Raw genomic sequence first — 21,074 nt, 5'->3', positions numbered from 1 at the left:
AAGGCAGGCAATTATGATTACTTGGTCATCTCTTTCAGCAAATGAGAAAAAACAGGCGCTAGCTCGCCCGGCTATGGCCAATAGCCAACAATTAAAGCAGACCGTGGGCGACATTATCGCCCGCGTTGAAGCAGAAGGTGATGCGGCAGTTCTCGACTATACTCGTAAGTTCGATTGCCCAGATATAAAAAGCCTTGTGCTTTCGCAAGAGAATATCGATGCCCTAGCAGCTAAGGTAACACCTGAAGTCGCAAACGCTATCGACACGGCGTTCAACAACATAAAAATGTTTCACGAAGCGCAAATGCCTAGTGATATTGCGCTAACCACAACGCCTGGTGTTAAATGCGAGCTGCGCTTCACCGCCCTTGATGCAGTGGGTCTTTATATCCCGGGCGGCAGCGCACCACTTCCATCAACCGTGTTAATGCTGGGCGTGCCTGCATTGGTGGCAGGCTGTGAAAATAAACTGCTTTGCACACCGCCAAACAAAGAACAACTTATTGCGCCCGAAATTGCCTACGCGGCAAGAAAATGCGGCATTGATAAAATCTTCTTGTGTGGTGGCGCTCAAGCGGTTGCAGCCATGGCATTGGGTACTGAAACGATTCCTCAGGTCGATAAAATCTTCGGCCCTGGCAATAGCTTTGTTACCGAAGCTAAACAGCAAGTTAGCCAACGTGCTGATGGTGCTGCTATTGATATGCCGGCGGGTCCGTCAGAGGTATTGGTGCTAGCCGATGAATTCGCAAACCCTGAGTTTGTAGCTGCAGATTTACTGTCTCAAGCCGAGCACGGCCCAGATTCCCAAGCAATTTTGGTATCTAACAGCGCTACGCTTATTGAAGAAGCAAAAGCCGCGGTTGAACGCCAATTAGCTACGCTGTCTCGTGCTGAAATCGCTCGCCCAGCTATGGAAAATGCACGCTATATATTGGCCGATTCCATTGAACAAGCCATTGAAGCAAGCAACGCCTATGCAGCTGAGCACTTAATTGTGCAAATTGAGAATGCTCGCGATTACTTACCAAAAATTAAATACGCCGGCTCTATTTTCTTAGGCCCGTGGTCACCAGAATCTGCTGGTGATTATGCGTCAGGTACGAACCACGTGCTTCCCACATACGGCTATGCAAAGAACTACTCTAGCCTTGGCCTGTTGGACTTTATGCGTCGCTACACAATTCAAGAACTAAGTGAAGATGGCATGCGTAATTTAGGCCCTGCGATTATGGCACTAGCGGCAGCAGAAGGGTTAGATGCACACGAACAAGCCGTTGCACTTCGTATGCTGGCGCTTAAACAGGGAGACGCCTAATGTCGGCACTTATCGATAACTTAATTAATGAAAACTTAGTGCCGCTAAAGCCTTATGAATCGGCGCGTCGCTTGTTTTCAGGTGGTCAAGACTGGCTTAACGCTAACGAGTCACCTTATGCCAACGAATACAGTGTAGATAGCGGTAACTTTAACCGCTATCCATCGTGTCAGCCTGAAGCGGTAGTGAGTGGTTACGCAAACTACGCAGGGCTTGATAAGTCGCAGCTTATTGTTACCCGCGGTGCAGATGAGGGCATCGAGTTACTTATTCGTACCTTCTGTACGCCGGGTAAAGACAGCATTCTGATTTGCCCACCTACCTACGGTATGTATGCCATCAGTGCTGAAACCTGTGATGTAGGCATCAAAAAAGTGCCGCTTAACGACGACTTTAGCCTTAACGTGAATGCTGTATGCGCTGAAGATGACGTTAACGTGATTTTCATCTGTGCGCCTAATAACCCTACCGGTACGCCAGTTGCTCGTGAAGACATTAAAACCGTGCTCAATCACTTTGCCGATAAAGCACTCGTTGTTGTAGATGAAGCCTACATTGAGTTTGATGCCGATAATACGTGGGCAAATGAAATAAACAACTACCCCAACTTGGTGGTACTTCGTACGCTGTCTAAAGCGTTTGCACTTGCCGGTCTTCGCTGTGGTTTTACCCTCGCCCAAGCACCGGTGATTCAAGCTCTGCTTAAAGTAATAGCGCCTTATCCTATTCCAGAGCCAGTGGCGCAGATTGCCGCACAAGCATTGTCGGCAGAATCGTTAACGCTACTTGAACTTCAAGTGGCAACCATTAATCGCGAAAAAGAGGCCTTAGCCGAAGCGCTGGCATCAATTAATGGCTTTGAATTGGTGGGTGACAGACGAGCAAACTTTATCTTATTCCGCTACGCAAACGCGCAAGCACTAATGCAATACCTAGTTAGCAAAGGCATGCTAATTCGCGATCAATCAAAACAGCTTAATTTACACAACTGTTTACGGGTAAGCATCGGCACTGAAGAGCAAAATCAGCGTTTAATGCAGTTAATTAACGAATTTAAAAATAATGAGGACGCGGCATGAGTCAGCAAGCCATTTTATTTATTGACCGCGACGGTACACTCGTAGAAGAGCCGCCAGTAGATAAGCAATTAGATAGTTTAGAGAAGCTGGTTTTCGAGCCAAACGTAATTCCCGTGTTGCTTAAACTAAAGGCAGCTGGGTTTAAACTCGTGATGGTAAGTAATCAAGACGGCTTGGGTACAGACAGTTTCCCGCAAGAAGATTTCGACAAGCCACACAATGCCATGATGGCCATTTTCGAAAGCCAAGGCGTGGTATTCGATGACGTGCTTATTTGCCCGCACTTCGATGCTGATAACTGCACATGCCGCAAGCCAAAACTCGGTTTAGTTCAAGAATACCTGCAGCAAGGCAAAGTGGATTTCACCCGCTCGTTTGTGATTGGTGACAGAATTACCGATGTGCAGCTTGCTGAAAACATGGGTATTCGCAGCTTTCAGTACAACCGCGAGAGCTTAAACTGGAATGATATTCAGAAAAGCTTGCTTGCATCTTCACGTATAGCAGAAGTGGTACGCACAACCTCTGAAACCGACATTCGCGTTCGCGTAGATTTAGACTCGCAAGCTAAGTCGACAATTCAAACCGGCATGGGCTTTTTTGACCACATGCTGGACCAGATTGCGACCCACGGTGGCTTCGAGCTAAACCTAACTACCAGTGGCGATTTGCACATTGACGATCACCACAGTGTAGAAGATACCGCCCTTGCTCTTGGCGAAGCCCTTAAAAAAGCGCTGGGCGATAAACGGGGAATTGGACGTTTTGGCTTTGCGTTGCCAATGGATGAATGTCGTGCGGAATGTATTATGGATATTTCGAACCGTCCGCACCTTAAGTTTGAGGCTGAATTTAGCCGTGATCAGGTAGGTGAAATGGCCACTGAAATGGTGCCGCATTTCTTCTACTCGCTTGCACAAAGCATGGGGTTATCATTACACCTTTCCACCAGCGAAGGTAATGCTCACCACCAGGTAGAGAGCTTGTTTAAAGTATTTGGCCGAGCGCTACGTCAAGCTATTACCCGTCAAGGCGATGCACTACCAAGCAGTAAAGGAGCACTGTAATGTCAGTGGTAAATTCCAGCCAGCGACAAAAAATCGTAATAGTAAACACCGGCTGCGCCAACATTTCATCGGTACGCTTTGCCCTTGAGCGCTTGGGCGTTGAAGTAGACGTATCTGACGACGTAAACGTGATTAAAAGCGCTGACAAGGTCTTTTTACCGGGTGTAGGTACCGCGGCGGCGGCAATGACAAGCATTAAGCAAAAAGCGCTAGTGGAAACCCTTCAGTCGCTTACACAACCTGTGCTTGGCGTATGTTTAGGCATGCAGCTTATGGTTGAAACCAGCGCCGAAGGTGGTTTTAAAGGTACAGGCAACATTGACTGTTTGAACCTTATGCCAGGTCACGTAGCGCGCATGGAATCGAAAGGCGTGCGCTTGCCTCACATGGGTTGGAACACCGTCTCTCATAAAAACGAAAGTTTGTTCAAAGGCATCCCACAAGATACCTACTTTTACTTTGTGCACAGTTTTGCCGTTCCTGAATACGAGCACACGCTTGCAAGCTGCACTTATGGCAATACGTTTTCAGCAGCTATAAATAAAGACAACTTTTACGGGGTGCAATTTCACCCAGAGCGTTCTGGCGAGGCCGGAGCACAATTACTGACTAACTTTGTGAACCTATAATGATTATTCCAGCGATTGATCTTATTGACGGACACGTAGTGCGCTTATATCAAGGCGACTACGAGCAGAAAACCCAATACGAACTGGACCCAGTAGACGTGGTTCACGACTATGCCGACCAAGGCGCAACTTGGCTACACATAGTTGATCTTACGGGCGCCAAAGACACCAGCAAGCGTCAGCTTTCGCTTATCAAGTCTATGGTCGACACCAAGCGCATGAAGTTTCAAGCGGGCGGCGGCATTCGTAGCGAAGAAGAAGTGGCGCAATTACTTGAAATTGGCGTAAGCCGCGTAGTGATTGGTTCTTTGGCTGTAAAACAACCCGAGCTTGTAAAGTCTTGGGTAGAAAAATACGGCCCAGAGCACATTGTACTGGCCCTTGATATCAATATAAGCGATAGCGGTGAAAAGCTTATTGCCACCCACGGCTGGCAAGAAAACTCTGGCGTAGCCCTTGAAGGCTTACTGGAAGATTTCGCTACGGTAGGCGCTAAGCACGTGCTATGCACCGATATTAGCCGCGACGGTACACTGCAAGGCGCGAACACCGAACTCTATCAAGAAATGGCAGCCCGTTTCCCTAATATAAGCTGGCAAGCGTCGGGTGGTATTGGCAGTATTGCTGATATTGAAGCGCTAAAACCCACAAACGTTGGCGGTGTTATTCTAGGTCGCGCACTACTTGAAGGTAAGTTTACGGTTAAGGAGGCTATCGCATGCTGGCAAAACGCATAATACCGTGTTTGGACGTACGCGACGGCAAAGTTGTTAAGGGCGTTCAGTTTAGAAACCACGAAATCATTGGCGATATTGTACCCCTTGCCGAGCAATACGCAAAAGCTGGCGCCGATGAGTTGGTATTTTACGATATTACTGCGAGCTCTGACGCCCGTGTGGTAGATAAAAGTTGGGTAAGCCGAATTGCACAGGTTATTGATGTCCCGTTTTGCGTAGCTGGCGGCATTAAAAGCATTGAGGACGCTGGGCGCATTTTGGAAATGGGTGCAGATAAGATTTCAATTAACTCCCCTGCCCTTAACAACCCAGATCTTATTAATCAGCTTCACGACGTATACGGTCAGCAGTGTGTTGTAATCGGTATCGACAGTTTCTATAACGAAGCGACCGACCAGTATGAAGTGTATAAATTCACCGGTGATGAGAGCCGCACGCAGAAAAGTCAGTGGCAAACCTTCGACTGGATTAAAGAAGTGCAGTCGCGTGGTGCAGGTGAAATTGTACTGAACTGTATGAACCAGGACGGCGTGCGTAAAGGTTATGATGTGAAGCAGCTGAAGGCCGTACGCGATGTATGCGAAGTACCGTTAATAGCATCAGGTGGTGCAGGCGAAATTGCTCACTTTACTGATGTGTTCCAACAAGCTGACGTAGATGGTGCCCTGGCAGCATCGGTATTTCACAAAGGCATCATCAACATTGATGAGCTAAAAGCAGAGTTAACCAGCAATGGCGTTGCCATGCGTAAGCGTCACGGATTAACGGCGCAAGCAGAAGGAGTAAACCCGTGATCATTAATAATGACAATAGCAATAAGCTAGCCTGGGACAAAATGGACAACTTGCTGCCTGCCATTGTGCAAGACGCATTATCTGGCAAGGTATTAATGCAAGGTTATATGGACCAAGATGCCCTAGCGAAAACTCTTGAAACGGGTAAAGTGACCTTTTTCAGCCGTTCAAAGCAGCGCCTTTGGACCAAAGGTGAAACGTCTGGTAACACGCTAGATTTAGTGAGCGTGGCCTGCGACTGTGACCAAGATTCACTGTTAGTATTAGCCAACCCTAACGGCCCGACATGCCACACCGGCGTTGAAAGCTGTTGGTTTGACGGCAACACACCAGCATTTACCTTTCTTGCAGACTTAGAGCGAGTACTAGCTGCACGCAAAAATGCCGACCCAAAAAGCAGCTACACAGCTAGTCTTTACAACAAAGGCATTAAGCGCATAGCGCAAAAGGTAGGTGAAGAAGGTGTAGAAACCGCATTGGCAGCAACGGTGCACGACAAAGAAGAGCTTAAAAACGAAGCCGCAGATTTGTTGTATCACCTAACTGTACTACTTCAAGCAAGCGACATGTCGCTTAACGATGCACTTAACGTGTTGCGTCAGCGTCATAAGTAATTTACGAGTGCGCTAACTTTTTATCTAAAATGCCCTTCGCGTTTTTGCGCTAAGGGCATTTTTATCTACTGAATGTTACTTCTCAATTTCCCTTACCACTTGCCCATAAGCCAGCAGTGCGAACAGCCCTGTTCCGCCAACGATATTCCCGAGCAATGTAGCGCCGATAAGAGAAACGGTTTCGATAATAGTTATCTTATCTTGTAGTGCTAACAAGAAGAGCTCTGTTGAGCCGGCAATTACGTGCGTAAAATTACCTATCGCAATTAAATAGGTAAAAATCACAATCATGAATATTTGGGAATGCTTAACCGAAGGCTTCATCCACACGATAGCGGCGATAATAAATCCAGACGTAATACCGTAAGAAAAAGCGTCTGACGGTGATAACTTGGCATAATGCTCAGATATAGCGGTCATCCCTTCAACCAGCTCTGGAGGCACAGCTTGCAGGGTATAGCTAAATAATGCAGCTAGAAAGGTGCCGAACATATTAGCGGCGAAAACAATAGACCACAGACGCGCAATACAAAATCCCATATTTAACGATGGCTTGCTTAATAGCGGAAGAATGACCGAAAGCGTATTTTCGGTGAAAAGCTGTAGTCGACCAACGATAACCAACACGAACCCGACGGTGTAGCCCAAATTCTCAATAACAAACTGATTGGGAGAATTTGCAAAGAGGTGATGCAGAATGCCTTCGGCTAGGATTGAAATCGATATACCGATACCTGCTGCAACCCCTGACCACCATAACGACATTATAGGGCGCTGAAGTTCCTCAAGCCCTTCCCTATGTACAATGGCGTACAAAGAAACAGAATTTAAGCTTTGGTTATCTCTTACATCCTTTTCTTCGGTATGACTCAACGCCACATCTTGCTGTCTGTCGCCCGAATCCTTAGCATCTTTAGCCATCAACCTCTCCAGTTTTCTCATTTTTTTACGTCATTTGTATACGCAACTAAAGATAATACGTAAGGCACGCTTGTTTTTGGTCAAAAACACCTCTTCATGCATTAACGTATTAGGGCCAATACAAAGGTATAAAAACCAAAACAACAAAGATGAATAGACAACTGACGTTATAGAACGAATTATGTACAATGCGTATCGCTACCTTAATCGTGCAATATCCACCAAATAATTCGGATTGTCCCGCTAAAAATCGCAAAAATGTACTATGTTCAGTACTGGTCTCTTTTTAACCAAAGTTGTTTTTATAAATGAAAAAAAGTCATTCTCTTTCTTCCAAGCTTATGTCTGTTGTTGGCATGCTTTTTATACTCCTCGCCGCAGTGTTTATTTGTGTGAGTTATCTTTTACTTGAGCGGACAGAAAAAGAAATAGACCAGCATGTTAATCAAGAAATTGTAGACCAGATACAGAAGACTGTATCTGCCAAGGCATCTCAATATGCAGCGCAAACGGAAGCACTTATTAACAGTGCACATATTTTGCCAAACGCGTTAGCGGCTCAACTTACTAAAAGCATAGAAGCGAGTGATTCGCTGTCATTGAGCCGCGAACAGACCGAGCGCTTAGTTGAAAGTATGTTGGATACGAATTTAACCTCAAGCGTTTATGCGCAGTTTGAAACAAACAGGTTTGACGGTAAAGCTTCTGAAAACATAAGCGGTAAGTCTCATTCAACGCCAGGAACAGGCAGCTTCGAGGTTTATTTTATTCGAGGAACGAACGGCGCTGCTGAGCAGATAGCAATTACTGATCCCGAGTTAAAGCATGATACAACGCTTGATGAATTCGGGTTTAGAGCAGCTGAATGGTATTTGTGTAATGAAGAAACACGTAAGCCCTGCGTTTCTAACCCTTATCAGTACGAAATTCGCGAAGGCTATACCGAGTTAATGACTAGTCTAACTGTTCCTGTTATCGCAAATAACCAATTCCGCGGCGTAGTTGGAACCGATCTAAACCTTCCTATTATTCAAAAGCGAGCTGAAGGCCTCAAAGCTTCGCTCTATGACGGTAATGCTGAGGTCTATGTTGTCAGTCAAAACGGTTTAGTCGTTGCAGCAACCGATGCAAAGGACAAACTGGCTCGACTATTTACTGAGGTTTTTAATGATAAAGCCAAATCAAACATGCTGTTAAGTGCAAAACAACAGTCTGGACTTATTGAAAACGATGGCATGTTGTATGTCACTCAAGACATATCACTACCCCTTGCGGATGTGAAATGGAAAATGATCGTTGGCGTGAGTAAAACACATGCAATGGCGCCGGTTACCTCCCTCGAATCGATGATTTCTTCAGCAGTGACGTCACTGCTATCGACACAACTTATCGTGGCGATAATATGTACAGCTGTTGCACTTACCCTCGTTTTTGTATTTACAAAAAGTATCATCCAACCCGTACGTCAAGTCGCTGAGCGAATGGAAGAACTCGCTGGACAGGGTGGAGATTTAACGCAAAATATTCACGTGCATTCGCACGCGGAACTCATTCAGTTAAGTGAAGCGTTCAATCTCTTTAAGGAGCGCGTTCGGGAGCTCCTTGATCAAGCCAAACAGTCGTGTGCTCAGGTCATTGAGCAAAGTGGAGAAACGCAGCGCCACACCGAAAGTACAAACTCACTAATCCAAGTACAGCAGGCTGAAATAGACAGTGTCGTTACCGCTATTACTGAAATGTCTCAAACCGCGCAAGAGGTAGCGAGAACAGCTGCCGATGCAGCTGATAATGCAGATAACGCTACCAATTCAGTGAAACAAACGGAAAGCGAGATTTCAGAATCGACACACTCGGTGACAGAGCTATCTAAAGAGATGCAAAACGCATCGGATGCGGTTCAAGCGGTGTCTCAGCGAAGTGCTGACATCAAAAAGATTCTTGACGTTATTGGTGCGATAGCCGATCAAACTAATCTATTGGCCCTAAACGCTGCCATTGAGGCTGCACGCGCGGGTGAAAATGGCAGAGGGTTTAGTGTCGTTGCTGATGAAGTTCGCTCTCTCGCCTCAAAGACCGCAGAGTCAGTGGGTGAAATTGGCAAAGTTATCACAGCATTACAAAGTGAAGTTGATCATACAGTAAACACTATTCACTCGGGCAGTCGAAAAGCTGAAGATGCGGCTCAACTTTCACAATCCGCGTTAGGAAAAATGCAGACCACAGTACTGCAGATTGGAGAAATCAGTGAACGCATGACCCAAATGGCAGCTGCAGCAGAAGAACAAAGTCAAGTGAGTGAAGAACTGAATAGAAATATGGTGGTTATTGGTAATGCAACGTCTGACGTTTCCACTAACTCTAAAGCATCAGCAGAAAGCTCTAAAGCTATCTTCAGTGCTGTAAGCACGCTTAGGGAGCTGTTGGCCAAACTAAAAACCCATTAAGCCGTTCAACGCATGGAAAAAAGGCTTGTAAGAATGCAATTCATACGAGCCTTTTGATGTTATTTACCCTGTATTTTGGTGTTGAACACTTGCGTTACTCCTTGCTTAACAACGAATAACTAGTCCTGCTGATTAGAAGGATTGAGCAAAATAGGCGTGCCAAGGCCCAGTGCCTTCAAACGTTCAAATTGAGAAGCTTTATCGCCTACAATTAGATAAATCATTTTATCTGGGTGAATGTAGTTGGCGTACAATTGTTTGACGTCATTCACGGTCAGGTTTTCTACTTCAGTCTGTTGCTGCAGCACATAGTCATCGGCAAGCCCAAAGTCACTTATTTCACTTACCATATTCAGTTTAGCCCCCAGTGTTTCGAAAGCGCGCGCGCCTGATTTAAGGGTAAAACCTTTGGTAACAGCTAAGTCTTCACTTGAAAAATCAGACTGATACGAAGACAAGATATCTTTGATGGCTTGGGTAGCTTCTAGTGTGACGTTAGTACGTACAGCGCTTCTTATTGTAAATTCACCCGTATATTGGTCGCTAGAAAACGAAGAGCGAATACCATAGGTATAGCCCTTATTTTCTCGCAACTCCTGCATGAGCTGTGACGCAAAACCGCCGCCGCCCAACCGATAGTTCATTACGCTCGCCTTGTACGCGTCTGGATGGGTAACTTTTGGTGCCACGTGACCAAAATACAAGACCGACTGCTTTGCGTTAGGCACGTCATAGAAAAATAACTGGGCATCGTCAGGTAATTTTGGCTCTGATACCGCTGGTAACGTCACGTCTTTTTGGGCCCACCGCGTATTAAGGTTTGATATGGCCTTAGTAACAGCCTTTTGCTCAATATCGCCAGCAACATGTAACTTCGTCAGAGAAGGTGAGAAATTTTTCTCGTAATAAGCTTTAACGTCCTCAATGGTAATAGAAGGTACGCTTTGCATATCCCCTAATGCCGTGTTTGCAAATGGGTGATCTTGCCCGTAAAGCAGTGCTTTGAATTCCACAGCTGCAATTGCATTTGGATTGGCTCTGATTTGTTCAATTTGATTGATTGTATCGTTTTTAGCCAGTTCAAATTCTTGTTCATCAAAGCGAGGAGAAAGCACAACTTCCGACACTAGCTGCATAAGTGCATCGAAATGCTTAGAGAGTACCGTTCCGCTTATCGTGATATCCATTTCAGATGCATTGGCTTCAATAGATGCGCCAAGTAGCTCTAGCTCCTGCTCGAGCTCCTGTGGCGATTTAGTCGCGGTTCCTTTAAGCAACGTTGCCGCCAGCAAGTTTGCGGTGCCTCTCTTATCCTCTTGGTCGAAAAGCATTCCGCCATCAAGTTTCAGTTCAAACATTACTAGCGGTACTTCATCATTAGAAATACCAGCAATGCGAAGCCCTGAAGACAAGTCAGTTTGCCAAACTTCTGGGGGCGTAATAGTTACGCTGTCGCCATAGCTAGGTTCTTTCGTTCGATCGAACGAGGACGGCGTGCGCTCATAATCGGCAACGACCGACGCATCAAAACTTTCTTCAGCACCAGCAACTATCTGCTCTTCGACCACCTGCGCCGCTGTCGATCCCTTAAGCACTAAGCTTTGCTCTCCCTTAGGTACAAAGCTGGTAGCGACATATGGCTTATCTTTGATGTAGGCGTTGTACACCCGCATAACGTCTTGTTGGCTAACGCCTAGTATTTTTTGCACGTCCTGGCTAGTAAACCCGGCGCCGCCAGCAAAAATTTCGTATTGCGCAAGCTGGAAGCCTTTCCCTAGAACACTGGACAGCCCTTTATAGAACTCCATTTCCTGTCCTGCTTTAATACGCGCTAAATCCTCTGATGAAATTCCGTCTTTCTCAAAACGCGCAAATGCTTCATTAACACCGTCTAAAACTTGATTTAAATCGACACCATTAAACGCCATTGTTTGTAGCTGAAGCTGTCCCGCAATTTCCGCGTCGTAGCCGTATAAATAAACATTGCTGGTGAATTTTTTCTCGTCGATGAGAACTTGATTAAGCGGTGCATTTTTCCCTTGGCTTAAATATTGGGAAAGTACTTGAAGCGCGTAGTAGTCTCGGTGATATTCAGGCACCGTTGGCCATACCATCGTTAACATCGGCGCTTGTGCAAAATTATCTATGTGAAAGCGTTTTACCGTGGTTTCTAGTTTTGCAGGTTGAGGCGTTAGTTTTTCTATAGGTTCGCCGGACGGAATTTCATCGAAATATTTTCTAACCCATGCTTTCGTTTGGGCAACGTCAATATCACCTGCAATGGTTAGCACCACATTATTAGGTACGTACCATTTATTAAAAAACTCTTTAACATCTGCCAGCGTGGCATTTTGCAAATCTTCTAGAGAACCAATGACTTGCCAACTATAGGGATGACCCTCTGGGTATAGGTTTTTATCAATTACATATTGGTTATGACCGTAAGGGCGATTATCAACACTTTGACGCTTTTCATTTTTCACCACCTGCTTTTCTTTAGCGAGCACAGGGTCTGTTACTGTGTTAATGAAATAACCTAATTTATCAGCCTCTGCCCAAATCATTTTTTCAAGCGCATCAATAGGCACCGTTTGATAATAGTTGGTGCTGTCTCGGCTAGTAGATCCATTCGCCCCTGAGCCCCCAATTCTGGCGCTTAGCTTATCTAAGCCACCTTTACCGAGGTTTTCAGACTCTAGAAACAATAAATGCTCAAAGAGATGAGCAAATCCCGTTCTCCCCTCTTTTTCTCTGGCAGACCCCACATGCGCAGTTAACGCGACCGCCGCTACAGGGTCAGATCTATCTACATGCAAAATAACAGTTAACCCGTTATCAAGCGTGAAGCGTTCATAATTTACATTGAATGAGGTGGCATTTTCGACAGCAGCTTGGCTGCTGGCCGGGGGATTATTATTCGTGCATCCGATTGATAATGTGCTTAATGCAACAACCGCGACTGCTGTATATAGCCTGGTTCGTTTAAAGGAATTGAGCATGCTGTAAGTTCTTCGACTATCAAAACCATAATAATTAACACAGGCCCATTGTTAGCGCCATGATATTCCTTTTGCTGGAAAAATGCGCTATCAATGCTGAGGACGTTCAAAACCCATAACAAAAGCAAACCTAAACAACTGATATAAAAATAAAAATTAAATATAAGCCTTTAACGTTCAAATTTCATTTGGTTCAATTCACCGCGTTATTACTAAGCTTCTGACACAGTTGGTTACATTTTCACACGGCCAAAACGGAACAAATTAGCAAGGGAACAATCTACATCTACGAGCGAATTATTGCAGTGAAGGCTCACCAACGTGATTAGATTAAAAGAGAAAAGTTAATTAAAGGACTCCATAGTGATTAACATTAAGCAAAGTGTTAGAAGCAACTTCCCGTTTATTTTGTTTGTGGTGTTACTTTTCTCTTTTCGAAGCAGTGTAGCAGATTGGTACTATGTGCCAACTGGTTCGATGGAACCCACCATTTACGTTGGAGACAGAGTTATTGTTGATAAATCTGCCTACACGCTAGAAATTCCATTTACAGACGTTGTCCTTGCGAAAACCGGCGCTGTCAATCGCGGAGACATTGTTATTATCAATAGCCACGCGGCTGATACCAGACTTATAAAGCGAGTTGTTGCAGTAGAAGGTGATACGGTGCAACTAGAAGAAAATCGGCTATCTATTAACGATGAGAAAGCTTCAGTTGAAGCAAAGGGTAGCTCTCTTTTTTTAGAAAACATATTAGGGCATACCCGTACAATTGCGCTTAATCCGCTACCTAGCCCAGCGAAAAGCTTTAATGCTGTAACCGTGCCTAAAGGTCATGTGCTCGCACTAGGTGACAACAGAAATAATAGCGTAGACTCTCGCTATTACGGTTTTATTCCTGTTGAAGAAATACAGGGAAAAGCAAATTATGTTGCGTTTTCACTCGATACTGAAGATATGTACCTGCCTAGAAAGGAAAGATTTTTCACCGCGTTATAATAGAACTACCGTCGAGACTTCCCTTCATCAGATAACGTGAAGAGATATTATTAAGCGACCTTTACCAGCGTCTAATTATTCTTCGCTTGAAAGGGAAGCAAATTGCAGAGCGTATTAGAGGTAATGCGAGCACCTCTAAATATTTCTGAGAGCTGAGAACCCCTAATTTATGTACAAATATTAAACGCATTAACCTATCTCACTGTACTCTCTCGTCTATTTCTAAATCTTAGGTTTGCTTTCCATCTCAATGGGAACGTGGCTTTTTTCTCTTCACAAAATTTCATAACGCCGCTTTTAAAAAGTAAAAAAGGAATACCTGCTTTACACACCTTGTAACCAAGTGTCACAAATTTCGCCATTGCTACTATTGCAACTTTAGTATTAGAAATGCTATTCATGAGTTCGTAACATACTTATGTTGCAGCAACACACAACAAGTAAATGGATAATAAGGAAATAACAATGAAACAAGGTCGTAAAATAAGTGCTATAGCAGTGGGATTGGCACTTGCAGGAATTACCTCACTAAGTCCTGTACATGCGCAGCAAGCTGATGAAGAAGCAGCGAACCTTGAGCGAATTGCAGTCACCGGTTCACGCATTAAGCGCACAGATATGGAAGGCCCCTCTCCTATTCAGTCAATTGACGCAACAATGATTGAAGGCATGGGCTATGAAAACTTACAGCAGCTTTTAGAAAGAATGCCAGCCACGGGTGCCGGTACTTTTTCAACTCGCAACAACAGCCAAGATTCTACCGCTAATGGCGCAGCAGCAGTATCACTCAGAGGTATGGGACCAGATGCAACGCTAGTTCTCATTAACGGCCGCCGCGTCGCCATCAGCGCCTTTGCCGAAAGTATCACCAACTCATTTGTAGATATTAACTCGATACCCGTATCTGCCATTGAGCGCATTGATATTCTAAAAGACGGCGCATCTGCGATTTATGGCTCCGATGCGGTAGCAGGTGTAGTTAACGTTGTACTTAAGAAAGACTATGAAGGTCTTGAAATTAACGCTGGCTATGGCGGCACAACTGGCCCTAGCTATGACGAAACCACTGCAAGTATTCTGTGGGGCTCTCAAAGCGAAAAAAGCAGCGCAACCGTTATTATTGACTATTTCAATAACAGCACGCTGGGTGCTGATGAAATGGGCCGTTTTGGTACGGCCAACCAGTCACCGTATGGCGGTATGGATTTTCGTTCATCACGGGGTTACCCAGGCTACTTCTATGTAGATGGCGTCAAAACAATCGATCCAGACTGCCCTGCAGATAGCGCTACGGCTTCTGGCAGTTGCTTATTCGATTACGGCCCGTTTGGATTAACAATTCCAGCCTCTGAGCGCGTAGGCTTTATCGGCCAATTCGATTACAAAATTGGCGATGAGACCACAGCGTTTATGGAAGTTGCTATGCAGCACAACACATCGGAAGCAGGCGGCGCAGCAACGCCCTTGGATGAAGATGCGGGCCTAACCGTTCCGGGGACTCACCCCAACAACCCATTTGGTCAGGACATTGAAATTGGTCGCTACCGCCCGGTTGATGCAGGCGCTCGCCGTTGGGATATTGAGTCTGATACCCTTCGTTTAGTTGCGGGATTACGCGGTACATTTAACGATTACGACTGGGAAGCATCAGTACAAAAAGGACGAAGCCGTTCGGAGCAAAGCGGTGACCAATCACAAGGTTGGGTGCGTGTTGACTGGCTACAAGAACAAATCGATCTTGGTAACTATAACCCTTTCGGCGGCGTAACCAACCCACAAAGTGTGATTGACGAAATCACTACAAGCCTTGTACGCCGCGGTGAGTCTCGCATGACAAGTGTTGATGCACATATCACTGGTGAAGCCTTTAGCTTTGGTGACGACGTTGTGATGATGGCTGCGGGTGTCGAGTATCGCGAAGAGCAAGTGTCTGATATTCCTGATGTGCAGTTCCAACGGGGACTCATTTTTGGTACTGAATCGGTTTCAGCTTCAGCAGAACGGGACCAGTACGCAGCATATCTAGAGTTATCAATTCCATTGGCTGATCAACTAGAGCTTCAACTCGCTGGCCGTTACGATCATTACAGTGACTTTGGCAGCACAACCAATCCTAAAATCGCATTACGTTGGGCACCAAGTGATGAAGTCACAGTTCGCGGCTCATGGGCACAAGGGTTTAGAGCACCCTCTCTTGCACAAGTTGGCCTTGGTCCATCGCAGAAAAGCGTATTCTTCGTAGACCAATATCGCTGTGAGGCAACGGGTCAAGACTGTGAATCGCTAGACTACAATATCGAGTTTGCGGGTAACCCTAATCTTGATGCAGAAGAGTCAGAGTCGTGGAACGTTGGTGTGATCTACGCACCTATTCAAGAACTCGGTTTGAGCATTGATGTATGGAGTATTACCCAAGATAACAAAATCGACGAGCAGCAGTTCGGTCTTGTTTACGATGCAGAATGTAATAATCAAGACAGTACAGTCTGTGTTCGTTTAGACCCTCAGCAAGGTGAGTCACTAGGTGTTATTCAGAAAATTTTCAACACCTATCAGAATGTCTCATCACAAGAAGCATCAGGTGTTGATTTCAGTGCTAATTACAGCATGGAATTGCAAGAATACGGTAACGTGCGCTTTAACCTAGATTGGTCTTACATGAATAAGTTTGAAAAAGACGGTTTAGAATATACGGGCGAATACGGTTATCCAGAACACCGCTGGTTGTTCGGCACTACTTGGTCAAAAGGCGCGTTTGATGCCAACCTAAACATTAGCTTTATTGGTGAGTTTGAAGACACCCCAGATATTGATTTCGACGGTGTATTAGATTTCGAGGAAAATACGTCTAGAACCGTTGATTCTCAAATGCTGGTAGACTTACAATTTGGTTATAACTACAGCGATAATCTTCGCTTGGTCATTGGTTCAAACAACCTGCTAGATGAAGAGCCGCCGTTTGCAATTGGTGATGGCGATAGCGATCTTTATGGTTACGTAGGCAGTGTACACAACCCTCGTGGCCGTTTTGTTTACTCCAAAGTAACTTGCCGCTTCTAAAGGTATCTAAGAAGACAAAGCGCTCGATGCATTTTATATACACCGAGCGCTTTTTTATTTGCATTGATAGACTTTGGTTTAAAAGAACAAGGACTCAATAAGAAGTGTGGTAAGCCATGCGAGAATAATAGGTAACGCTATCATCACGTACACCAATATTTCTGAGCCGACAGTTTTAGCTCTCCAAGCATCCAACATTTTTACGTTAAAGCGGCGCTTTAGTAAAAACGTGTAGAAAATTATCAGTATTAATAAAACTAAAGCTTTTAACATCATTCTTTACATCCCGCTCTCTGGTACTGAACATATCTACAAGCTTTCAATCAATGTAAGCTTTCGTATTCTTATGTGGATTACTCATCTGTAGTTTTTTCGTACTGAGAATCAACGGCGTTACCTATTGCACCACCGCCTACCCCTAAACCTATAGACCCAGCTAAACGACCAACGCTACCCACTGGGTTGAAAAAGCCAGTACCCGCACCAACTAAACCTGCTGACCATAGTGATTTAGAACTAGCGCCACCACCTCCTGCTATAGCCGCGCCATAAACGCCTCCAACGGCTCCTGCAAAAGCACCAATAACATTAGCGAGCCATGCACCACTAACCTTTTCCAACTCTTCTTTTGAGAGTTCGTGACTATTTAAATTTATGTCTCTTTCCATGATATTTCCTTCAGATATTATGTTAAAACACTATCAACACAGCAATAAACTCGACATATAAGTGTGTTGACCAAAACACTTTATCCATAACAGCAATGAAAAAGACCTGTCCACCGTATCTGTTTAACGAACGCCATCAGCACTTCGATAAGATTTAATTGATTTGTTGAGTTTCATATATAAAAAATGCCAGCTTAGCTGGCATTTTTTATTCGTAAACTTGCTGACTGTACACCTGATTCACATACCGAAATGAATAAGTACCAAGTTACCCACGGCAGCACAAAGCATAGCGAGGAAGGTTAGAATCATACCGGCGAAGCGTTGCCAACTAACGCCAGAGTGGCGTCCTAGGCCATAGGCATGCAGCACACGACCAAATAATAGTGCACTGCCTAGCGCGTGAACCGCCCACACTTGACCCGTATTGGCTTCGAAGCACGCGATCATTATAAGCGTAATAGGAACGTATTCACTAAAATTACCATGGGCTCTAGACAGACGAATAAGATCTTCATGACCGCCATCTCCAATACCTACTTGGTGGCGACGTCTGGCTCCAATAACTAAAAACGACAAATACAGGTAACAAATACCCAGCAGGCTGGCGTAAAACGCCGTGATTGGCAAAACCATGGTTAACTCCACATGTTATAGTTGTATCGCGATGAAATGGTCGGCAGTTGCGTTCTCATCATCATGAACGCAATTAAACGTTATCTGCTAGTAAGTTACAAGCAACAAAAAAGGCCGCATAAGCGACCTTTTGTAAACGTTGTCGACGATTAGCCTAAACGCTCTGCAAGTTCAGCACTTACTTCTTCAACTTGGCGAGTACCGTCTAGCTTATGGTACTCACAGTTTCCAGCTTCGGCTTCTGCGCTGTAGTAATTTACAAGCGGCTTGGTTTGCTCATGGTAAATTGCAAGGCGCTTGCGTACCGTTTCTTCCTTATCGTCATCACGAACAATTAGGTCATCGCCGGTCTCGTTATCTTTCCCTTCCACCTTCGGTGGGTTATATACCACGTGATATACACGGCCCGATGCAGGGTGAACACGACGGCCCCCCATGCGCTCTACAATTACATCGTCTGGAACGTCAAACTCAATGCAGTGATCAACAGAAACACCAGCTTCTTTCATTGCATCAGCTTGTGGAATAGTGCGAGGGAAACCATCTAACAAGAAGCCATCTTTACAGTCGTCTTGAGCGATACGCTCTTTAACTAGACCAATGATGATTTCATCAGAAACAAGCTTACCTTCATCCATTACACGCTTTGCTTCAAGACCAAGCTCAGTGCCCGCTTTAATCGCAGCACGAAGCATATCGCCCGTTGAAATTTGTGGAATGCCATATTTGCCCATCAAGAACTGAGCTTGTGTGCCCTTACCCGCGCCAGGAGCGCCGAGAAGAATGATTCGCATGAGTGCGTTCTCCGCTTATGATTTTTAAACTTTTTACTTCGGGCACTTTACACATTCAACACAGGGGTGACAAGTGTAAGGAGTACCGTAATGTTAATCTTAAGACTAATGGCGAATATATGTTCAGCTTATTGGCGCTTTTATAGGTTTACACTTATGTTGATGAGGAAGTTACCAAACAACTCATCCCCTGCTGAAGCTGAATAACTTAACGCCCATAGCGATTAACTTGACATTTTTAACTGCCAAAATATAGCACAATAAAACTGTCAAACTTAATTTTATAGGACGTTACAATAAAAAAACGGGCATGGTGCCCGTTTTTTACGTAAATATTCTAATTCACTTGCCTATTTGGCCAACTTCATTAATAAAGTGTTCAAGTTCTGAACAAAACTAGAAGGGTCTTTCAAGCTGCCCTGTTCTGATAGCGCAGCTTGGTCGAATAACACACCTACCCACTGATTAAATAGCTCTTCATCTTGCGTGTCAGCAAGCAGTTTAACCAAGCTATGCTCAGGATTTAGTTCGAAGTGATACTTCACGTCTGGCACTGTCTGGCCAGCCGCCTGCATCAGCTTCATCATTTGCGTAGTCATGCCGTTATCGTCAGCAACGATAACTGCAGGTGAATCAGTAAGACGATGTGTAAACTTAACATCTACTACCTTATCTCCGAGCGCAGCTTTTGCTCTTTCAAGTACACCTGCAACTTCTTTTTCTGCCTCTTCTTGGGCTTTCTTAGATTCTTCGTCTTCTAAGTCGCCTAAATCTAAGTTTCCTTTCGCGATAGAAACAAACTGCTTCTCATTAAACTCAGTTAGGTGAGACATTAACCATTCGTCAATGCGCTCGCCCATTAGCAGTACTTCGATTCCCTTCTTACGGAAGATCTCAAGGTGTGGGCTAGACTTCGCTGCTTGCAAGCTATCTGCAGTCACGTAGTAAATCTTGTCCTGACCTTCTTTCATGCGCTCAATATAATCAGCTAATGAAACTGTTTGTGCGTCAGATTCACCATGGGTAGATGCAAATCGCAATAGGCCGGCAATTTTCTCGCGATTACTAAAGTCTTCTGCTGGCCCCTCTTTCAACACGTTACCAAATTCGTTCCAGAACGACTGATACTTTTCACTGTCATTCTTCGCCATTTTCTCTAGCATTTGTAGAACGCGCTTGGTACAACCTTGACGTAGTGCTTGGGTAATCTTGTTGTCTTGAAGGATTTCACGAGACACGTTTAGCGGTAGATCGTTACTATCTAGCAAACCTTTCACAAAGCGCAGATAGGTCGGCATAAACTGCTCTGCGTCATCCATGATGAAAACGCGTTGGACGTAAAGCTTAAGACCATGGTTTTGGTCGCGGTTCCACATGTCGAACGGCGCTTTAGAAGGTATGTAAAGCAGGCTAGTGTACTCTGTTTTACCTTCTACTTTGTTGTGTGCCCATGCTAGCGGATCAGCGAAGTCGTGAGAAATATGCTTGTAGAATTCGTTGTATTCTTCGTCAGTAATATCAGACTTTTCACGAGTCCAAAGCGCGGTGGCTTTGTTAACCACTTCCCACTCACCAGGCTGAGCTTCTATTTTTTCGCCATCCGGACCTTCCCTCTCTGGCACTTCGTCCTTCCACATTTGCACAGGAATGCTAATGTGGTCAGAGTATTTGCTTACGATAGAGCGAAGGCGCCATGTGTCGGCAAATTCTTTTTCGTCTTCACGTAGATGAAGCGTAATTTCCGTACCGCGAGTAGGTTTGTTGATTTCAGCGATAGTGAATTCACCTTCACCGTCTGAAACCCATTCGACACCGGTAGAGGCATCAGCGCCAGCTGCACGAGTACGAACCGTCACTTTGTCTGCAACGATAAACGCTGAGTAGAAGCCTACACCGAACTGACCAATAAGCTGCGAGTCTTTCGCGCTATCGCCAGAAAGCTTGCTGAAGAAGTCTTTAGTGCCAGATTTTGCGATGGTGCCTAAGTTCGCGATTACTTCATCGCGAGTCATACCAATACCGTTATCGGTAATCGTTACCGTGTTTGCCTCTTTATCGACGCTCAGCTTTACGTTTAATTCACCATCATTTTCATACAGGCTATCATTTTCTAGCGCACGAAAGCGCAGTTTGTCTGCAGCATCTGCCGCGTTTGAGACCAGCTCGCGTAGAAAAATTTCTTTGTTTGAATACAAAGAGTGAATCATCAGTTGAAGAAGCTGTTTTACTTCTGTTTGAAAACCGTGGGTTTCTTTTTGGGCTGCTTCAGCCATAATCCAATATCTCCTCGTTGAATGGATCACGTTTGATGTTAA

General features: G+C 44.9%; 16 protein-coding genes. 10 read left to right on the top strand and 6 right to left on the bottom strand.

The genetic code is table 11. The features are described from left to right. The first annotated feature begins 13 nt into the window (after positions 1–13). From hisD to hisIE, 7 genes are read left to right on the top strand one after another with little or no spacing between them, the layout of a single operon-like run. Positions 14–1,318, top strand: a complete 1,305-nt coding sequence (gene hisD / locus GVO62_RS01890; RefSeq protein ID WP_159117494.1) for a histidinol dehydrogenase — start codon at positions 14–16, stop codon at positions 1,316–1,318. Further along, complete coding sequence (gene hisC, locus GVO62_RS01885) at positions 1,318–2,397, top strand: histidinol-phosphate transaminase (RefSeq protein WP_159117493.1); 1,080 nt, start codon at positions 1,318–1,320, stop codon at positions 2,395–2,397. Before hisD ends, hisC begins: the two co-directional genes overlap by 1 nt. Then, complete coding sequence (hisB, locus tag GVO62_RS01880; protein ID WP_159117492.1) at positions 2,394–3,464, top strand: bifunctional histidinol-phosphatase/imidazoleglycerol-phosphate dehydratase HisB; 1,071 nt, start codon at positions 2,394–2,396, stop codon at positions 3,462–3,464. Before hisC ends, hisB begins: the two co-directional genes overlap by 4 nt. Next, positions 3,464–4,093 (top strand): imidazole glycerol phosphate synthase subunit HisH, encoded by a 630-nt coding sequence (gene hisH / locus GVO62_RS01875; protein WP_159117491.1) that lies wholly within the window; start codon positions 3,464–3,466, stop codon positions 4,091–4,093. Before hisB ends, hisH begins: the two co-directional genes overlap by 1 nt. Next, positions 4,093–4,830: a 1-(5-phosphoribosyl)-5-[(5-phosphoribosylamino)methylideneamino]imidazole-4-carboxamide isomerase gene (gene hisA / locus GVO62_RS01870; protein ID WP_159117490.1), complete on the top strand. Its 738-nt coding sequence runs from the start codon at positions 4,093–4,095 to the stop codon at positions 4,828–4,830. The genes hisH and hisA overlap by 1 nt, the downstream gene beginning before the upstream one ends. Then, positions 4,812–5,624 (top strand): imidazole glycerol phosphate synthase subunit HisF, encoded by an 813-nt coding sequence (hisF, locus tag GVO62_RS01865; RefSeq protein WP_159117489.1) that lies wholly within the window; start codon positions 4,812–4,814, stop codon positions 5,622–5,624. The genes hisA and hisF overlap by 19 nt, the downstream gene beginning before the upstream one ends. Beyond that, positions 5,621–6,238: a bifunctional phosphoribosyl-AMP cyclohydrolase/phosphoribosyl-ATP diphosphatase HisIE gene (gene hisIE / locus GVO62_RS01860; RefSeq protein ID WP_159117488.1), complete on the top strand. Its 618-nt coding sequence runs from the start codon at positions 5,621–5,623 to the stop codon at positions 6,236–6,238. Before hisF ends, hisIE begins: the two co-directional genes overlap by 4 nt. 75 nt (positions 6,239–6,313) lie before the next feature. On the opposite strand, the gene GVO62_RS01855 is transcribed toward hisIE, so the two are convergent. Next, on the bottom strand, positions 6,314–7,159 hold the full coding sequence (locus GVO62_RS01855) for a formate/nitrite transporter family protein (RefSeq protein WP_159117487.1): 846 nt from the start codon (positions 7,157–7,159) through the stop codon (positions 6,314–6,316). Between the two features lie 308 nt (positions 7,160–7,467). On the opposite strand from GVO62_RS01855, the gene GVO62_RS01850 reads away from it, so the two are divergent. Beyond that, positions 7,468–9,603 carry a methyl-accepting chemotaxis protein gene (locus tag GVO62_RS01850; RefSeq protein ID WP_159117486.1) on the top strand — a complete coding sequence of 712 codons (2,136 nt, stop codon included), beginning with the start codon at positions 7,468–7,470 and terminating at the stop codon, positions 9,601–9,603. Positions 9,604–9,722: 119 nt separating this feature from the next. Here GVO62_RS01850 and GVO62_RS01845 read toward each other — a convergent pair whose 3' ends face one another. Continuing rightward, entirely contained in the window at positions 9,723–12,602 is a 2,880-nt protein-coding gene (locus tag GVO62_RS01845; protein ID WP_159117485.1) for a M16 family metallopeptidase, read from the bottom strand. A gap of 363 nt (positions 12,603–12,965) precedes the next feature. Between GVO62_RS01845 and lepB the strand changes: the two genes are divergently transcribed. Both lepB and GVO62_RS01835 read left to right on the top strand, forming a co-directional pair. Continuing rightward, complete coding sequence (gene lepB / locus GVO62_RS01840; protein WP_173360208.1) at positions 12,966–13,601, top strand: signal peptidase I; 636 nt, start codon at positions 12,966–12,968, stop codon at positions 13,599–13,601. Positions 13,602–14,066: 465 nt separating this feature from the next. Continuing rightward, complete coding sequence (locus tag GVO62_RS01835) at positions 14,067–16,661, top strand: TonB-dependent receptor (RefSeq protein WP_159117484.1); 2,595 nt, start codon at positions 14,067–14,069, stop codon at positions 16,659–16,661. 353 nt (positions 16,662–17,014) lie between these two features. Here the strand turns inward: GVO62_RS01835 and GVO62_RS01830 are convergent, their stop codons facing one another. From GVO62_RS01830 to htpG, 4 genes are all read right to left on the bottom strand, one after another. Then, on the bottom strand, positions 17,015–17,329 hold the full coding sequence (locus tag GVO62_RS01830; RefSeq protein WP_159117483.1) for a hypothetical protein: 315 nt from the start codon (positions 17,327–17,329) through the stop codon (positions 17,015–17,017). 240 nt (positions 17,330–17,569) lie between these two features. After that, a complete protein-coding gene (locus GVO62_RS01825) occupies positions 17,570–17,965 on the bottom strand; it encodes an MAPEG family protein (protein ID WP_105929296.1) in 396 nt (131 codons plus the stop codon). A gap of 149 nt (positions 17,966–18,114) precedes the next feature. Then, complete coding sequence (gene adk / locus GVO62_RS01820; protein WP_159117482.1) at positions 18,115–18,759, bottom strand: adenylate kinase; 645 nt, start codon at positions 18,757–18,759, stop codon at positions 18,115–18,117. Positions 18,760–19,109: 350 nt separating this feature from the next. Then, positions 19,110–21,032, bottom strand: coding sequence for a molecular chaperone HtpG (htpG, locus tag GVO62_RS01815; protein WP_159117481.1), 1,923 nt, complete (start codon positions 21,030–21,032; stop codon positions 19,110–19,112). Between the last annotated feature and the right edge of the window lie 42 nt (positions 21,033–21,074).

It is taken from the genome of Alteromonas sp. KUL150 (assembly GCF_009811475.1).
GTDB classification, from domain to species: Bacteria; Pseudomonadota; Gammaproteobacteria; order Enterobacterales; family Alteromonadaceae; genus Alteromonas; species Alteromonas gracilis.
The sequence above is the reverse complement of the archived record's forward strand: the minus strand, read 5'-3'. Positions and strand labels throughout refer to the sequence as shown.

What these genes read in the sequence shown, in the direction of transcription:
- hisD (WP_159117494.1), top strand. Translation starts at nt 14, where the DNA reads ATGATTACTTGGTCATCTCTTTCAGCAAATGAGAAAAAACAGGCGCTA.
- hisC (WP_159117493.1), top strand. Translation starts at nt 1,318, where the DNA reads ATGTCGGCACTTATCGATAACTTAATTAATGAAAACTTAGTGCCGCTA.
- hisB (WP_159117492.1), top strand. Translation starts at nt 2,394, where the DNA reads ATGAGTCAGCAAGCCATTTTATTTATTGACCGCGACGGTACACTCGTA.
- hisH (WP_159117491.1), top strand. Translation starts at nt 3,464, where the DNA reads ATGTCAGTGGTAAATTCCAGCCAGCGACAAAAAATCGTAATAGTAAAC.
- hisA (WP_159117490.1), top strand. Translation starts at nt 4,093, where the DNA reads ATGATTATTCCAGCGATTGATCTTATTGACGGACACGTAGTGCGCTTA.
- hisF (WP_159117489.1), top strand. Translation starts at nt 4,812, where the DNA reads ATGCTGGCAAAACGCATAATACCGTGTTTGGACGTACGCGACGGCAAA.
- GVO62_RS01855 (WP_159117487.1), bottom strand. Translation starts at nt 7,159, where the DNA reads ATGGCTAAAGATGCTAAGGATTCGGGCGACAGACAGCAAGATGTGGCG.
- GVO62_RS01850 (WP_159117486.1), top strand. Translation starts at nt 7,468, where the DNA reads ATGAAAAAAAGTCATTCTCTTTCTTCCAAGCTTATGTCTGTTGTTGGC.
- GVO62_RS01845 (WP_159117485.1), bottom strand. Translation starts at nt 12,602, where the DNA reads ATGCTCAATTCCTTTAAACGAACCAGGCTATATACAGCAGTCGCGGTT.
- GVO62_RS01835 (WP_159117484.1), top strand. Translation starts at nt 14,067, where the DNA reads ATGAAACAAGGTCGTAAAATAAGTGCTATAGCAGTGGGATTGGCACTT.
- GVO62_RS01830 (WP_159117483.1), bottom strand. Translation starts at nt 17,329, where the DNA reads ATGGAAAGAGACATAAATTTAAATAGTCACGAACTCTCAAAAGAAGAG.
- GVO62_RS01825 (WP_105929296.1), bottom strand. Translation starts at nt 17,965, where the DNA reads ATGGTTTTGCCAATCACGGCGTTTTACGCCAGCCTGCTGGGTATTTGT.
- adk (WP_159117482.1), bottom strand. Translation starts at nt 18,759, where the DNA reads ATGCGAATCATTCTTCTCGGCGCTCCTGGCGCGGGTAAGGGCACACAA.
- htpG (WP_159117481.1), bottom strand. Translation starts at nt 21,032, where the DNA reads ATGGCTGAAGCAGCCCAAAAAGAAACCCACGGTTTTCAAACAGAAGTA.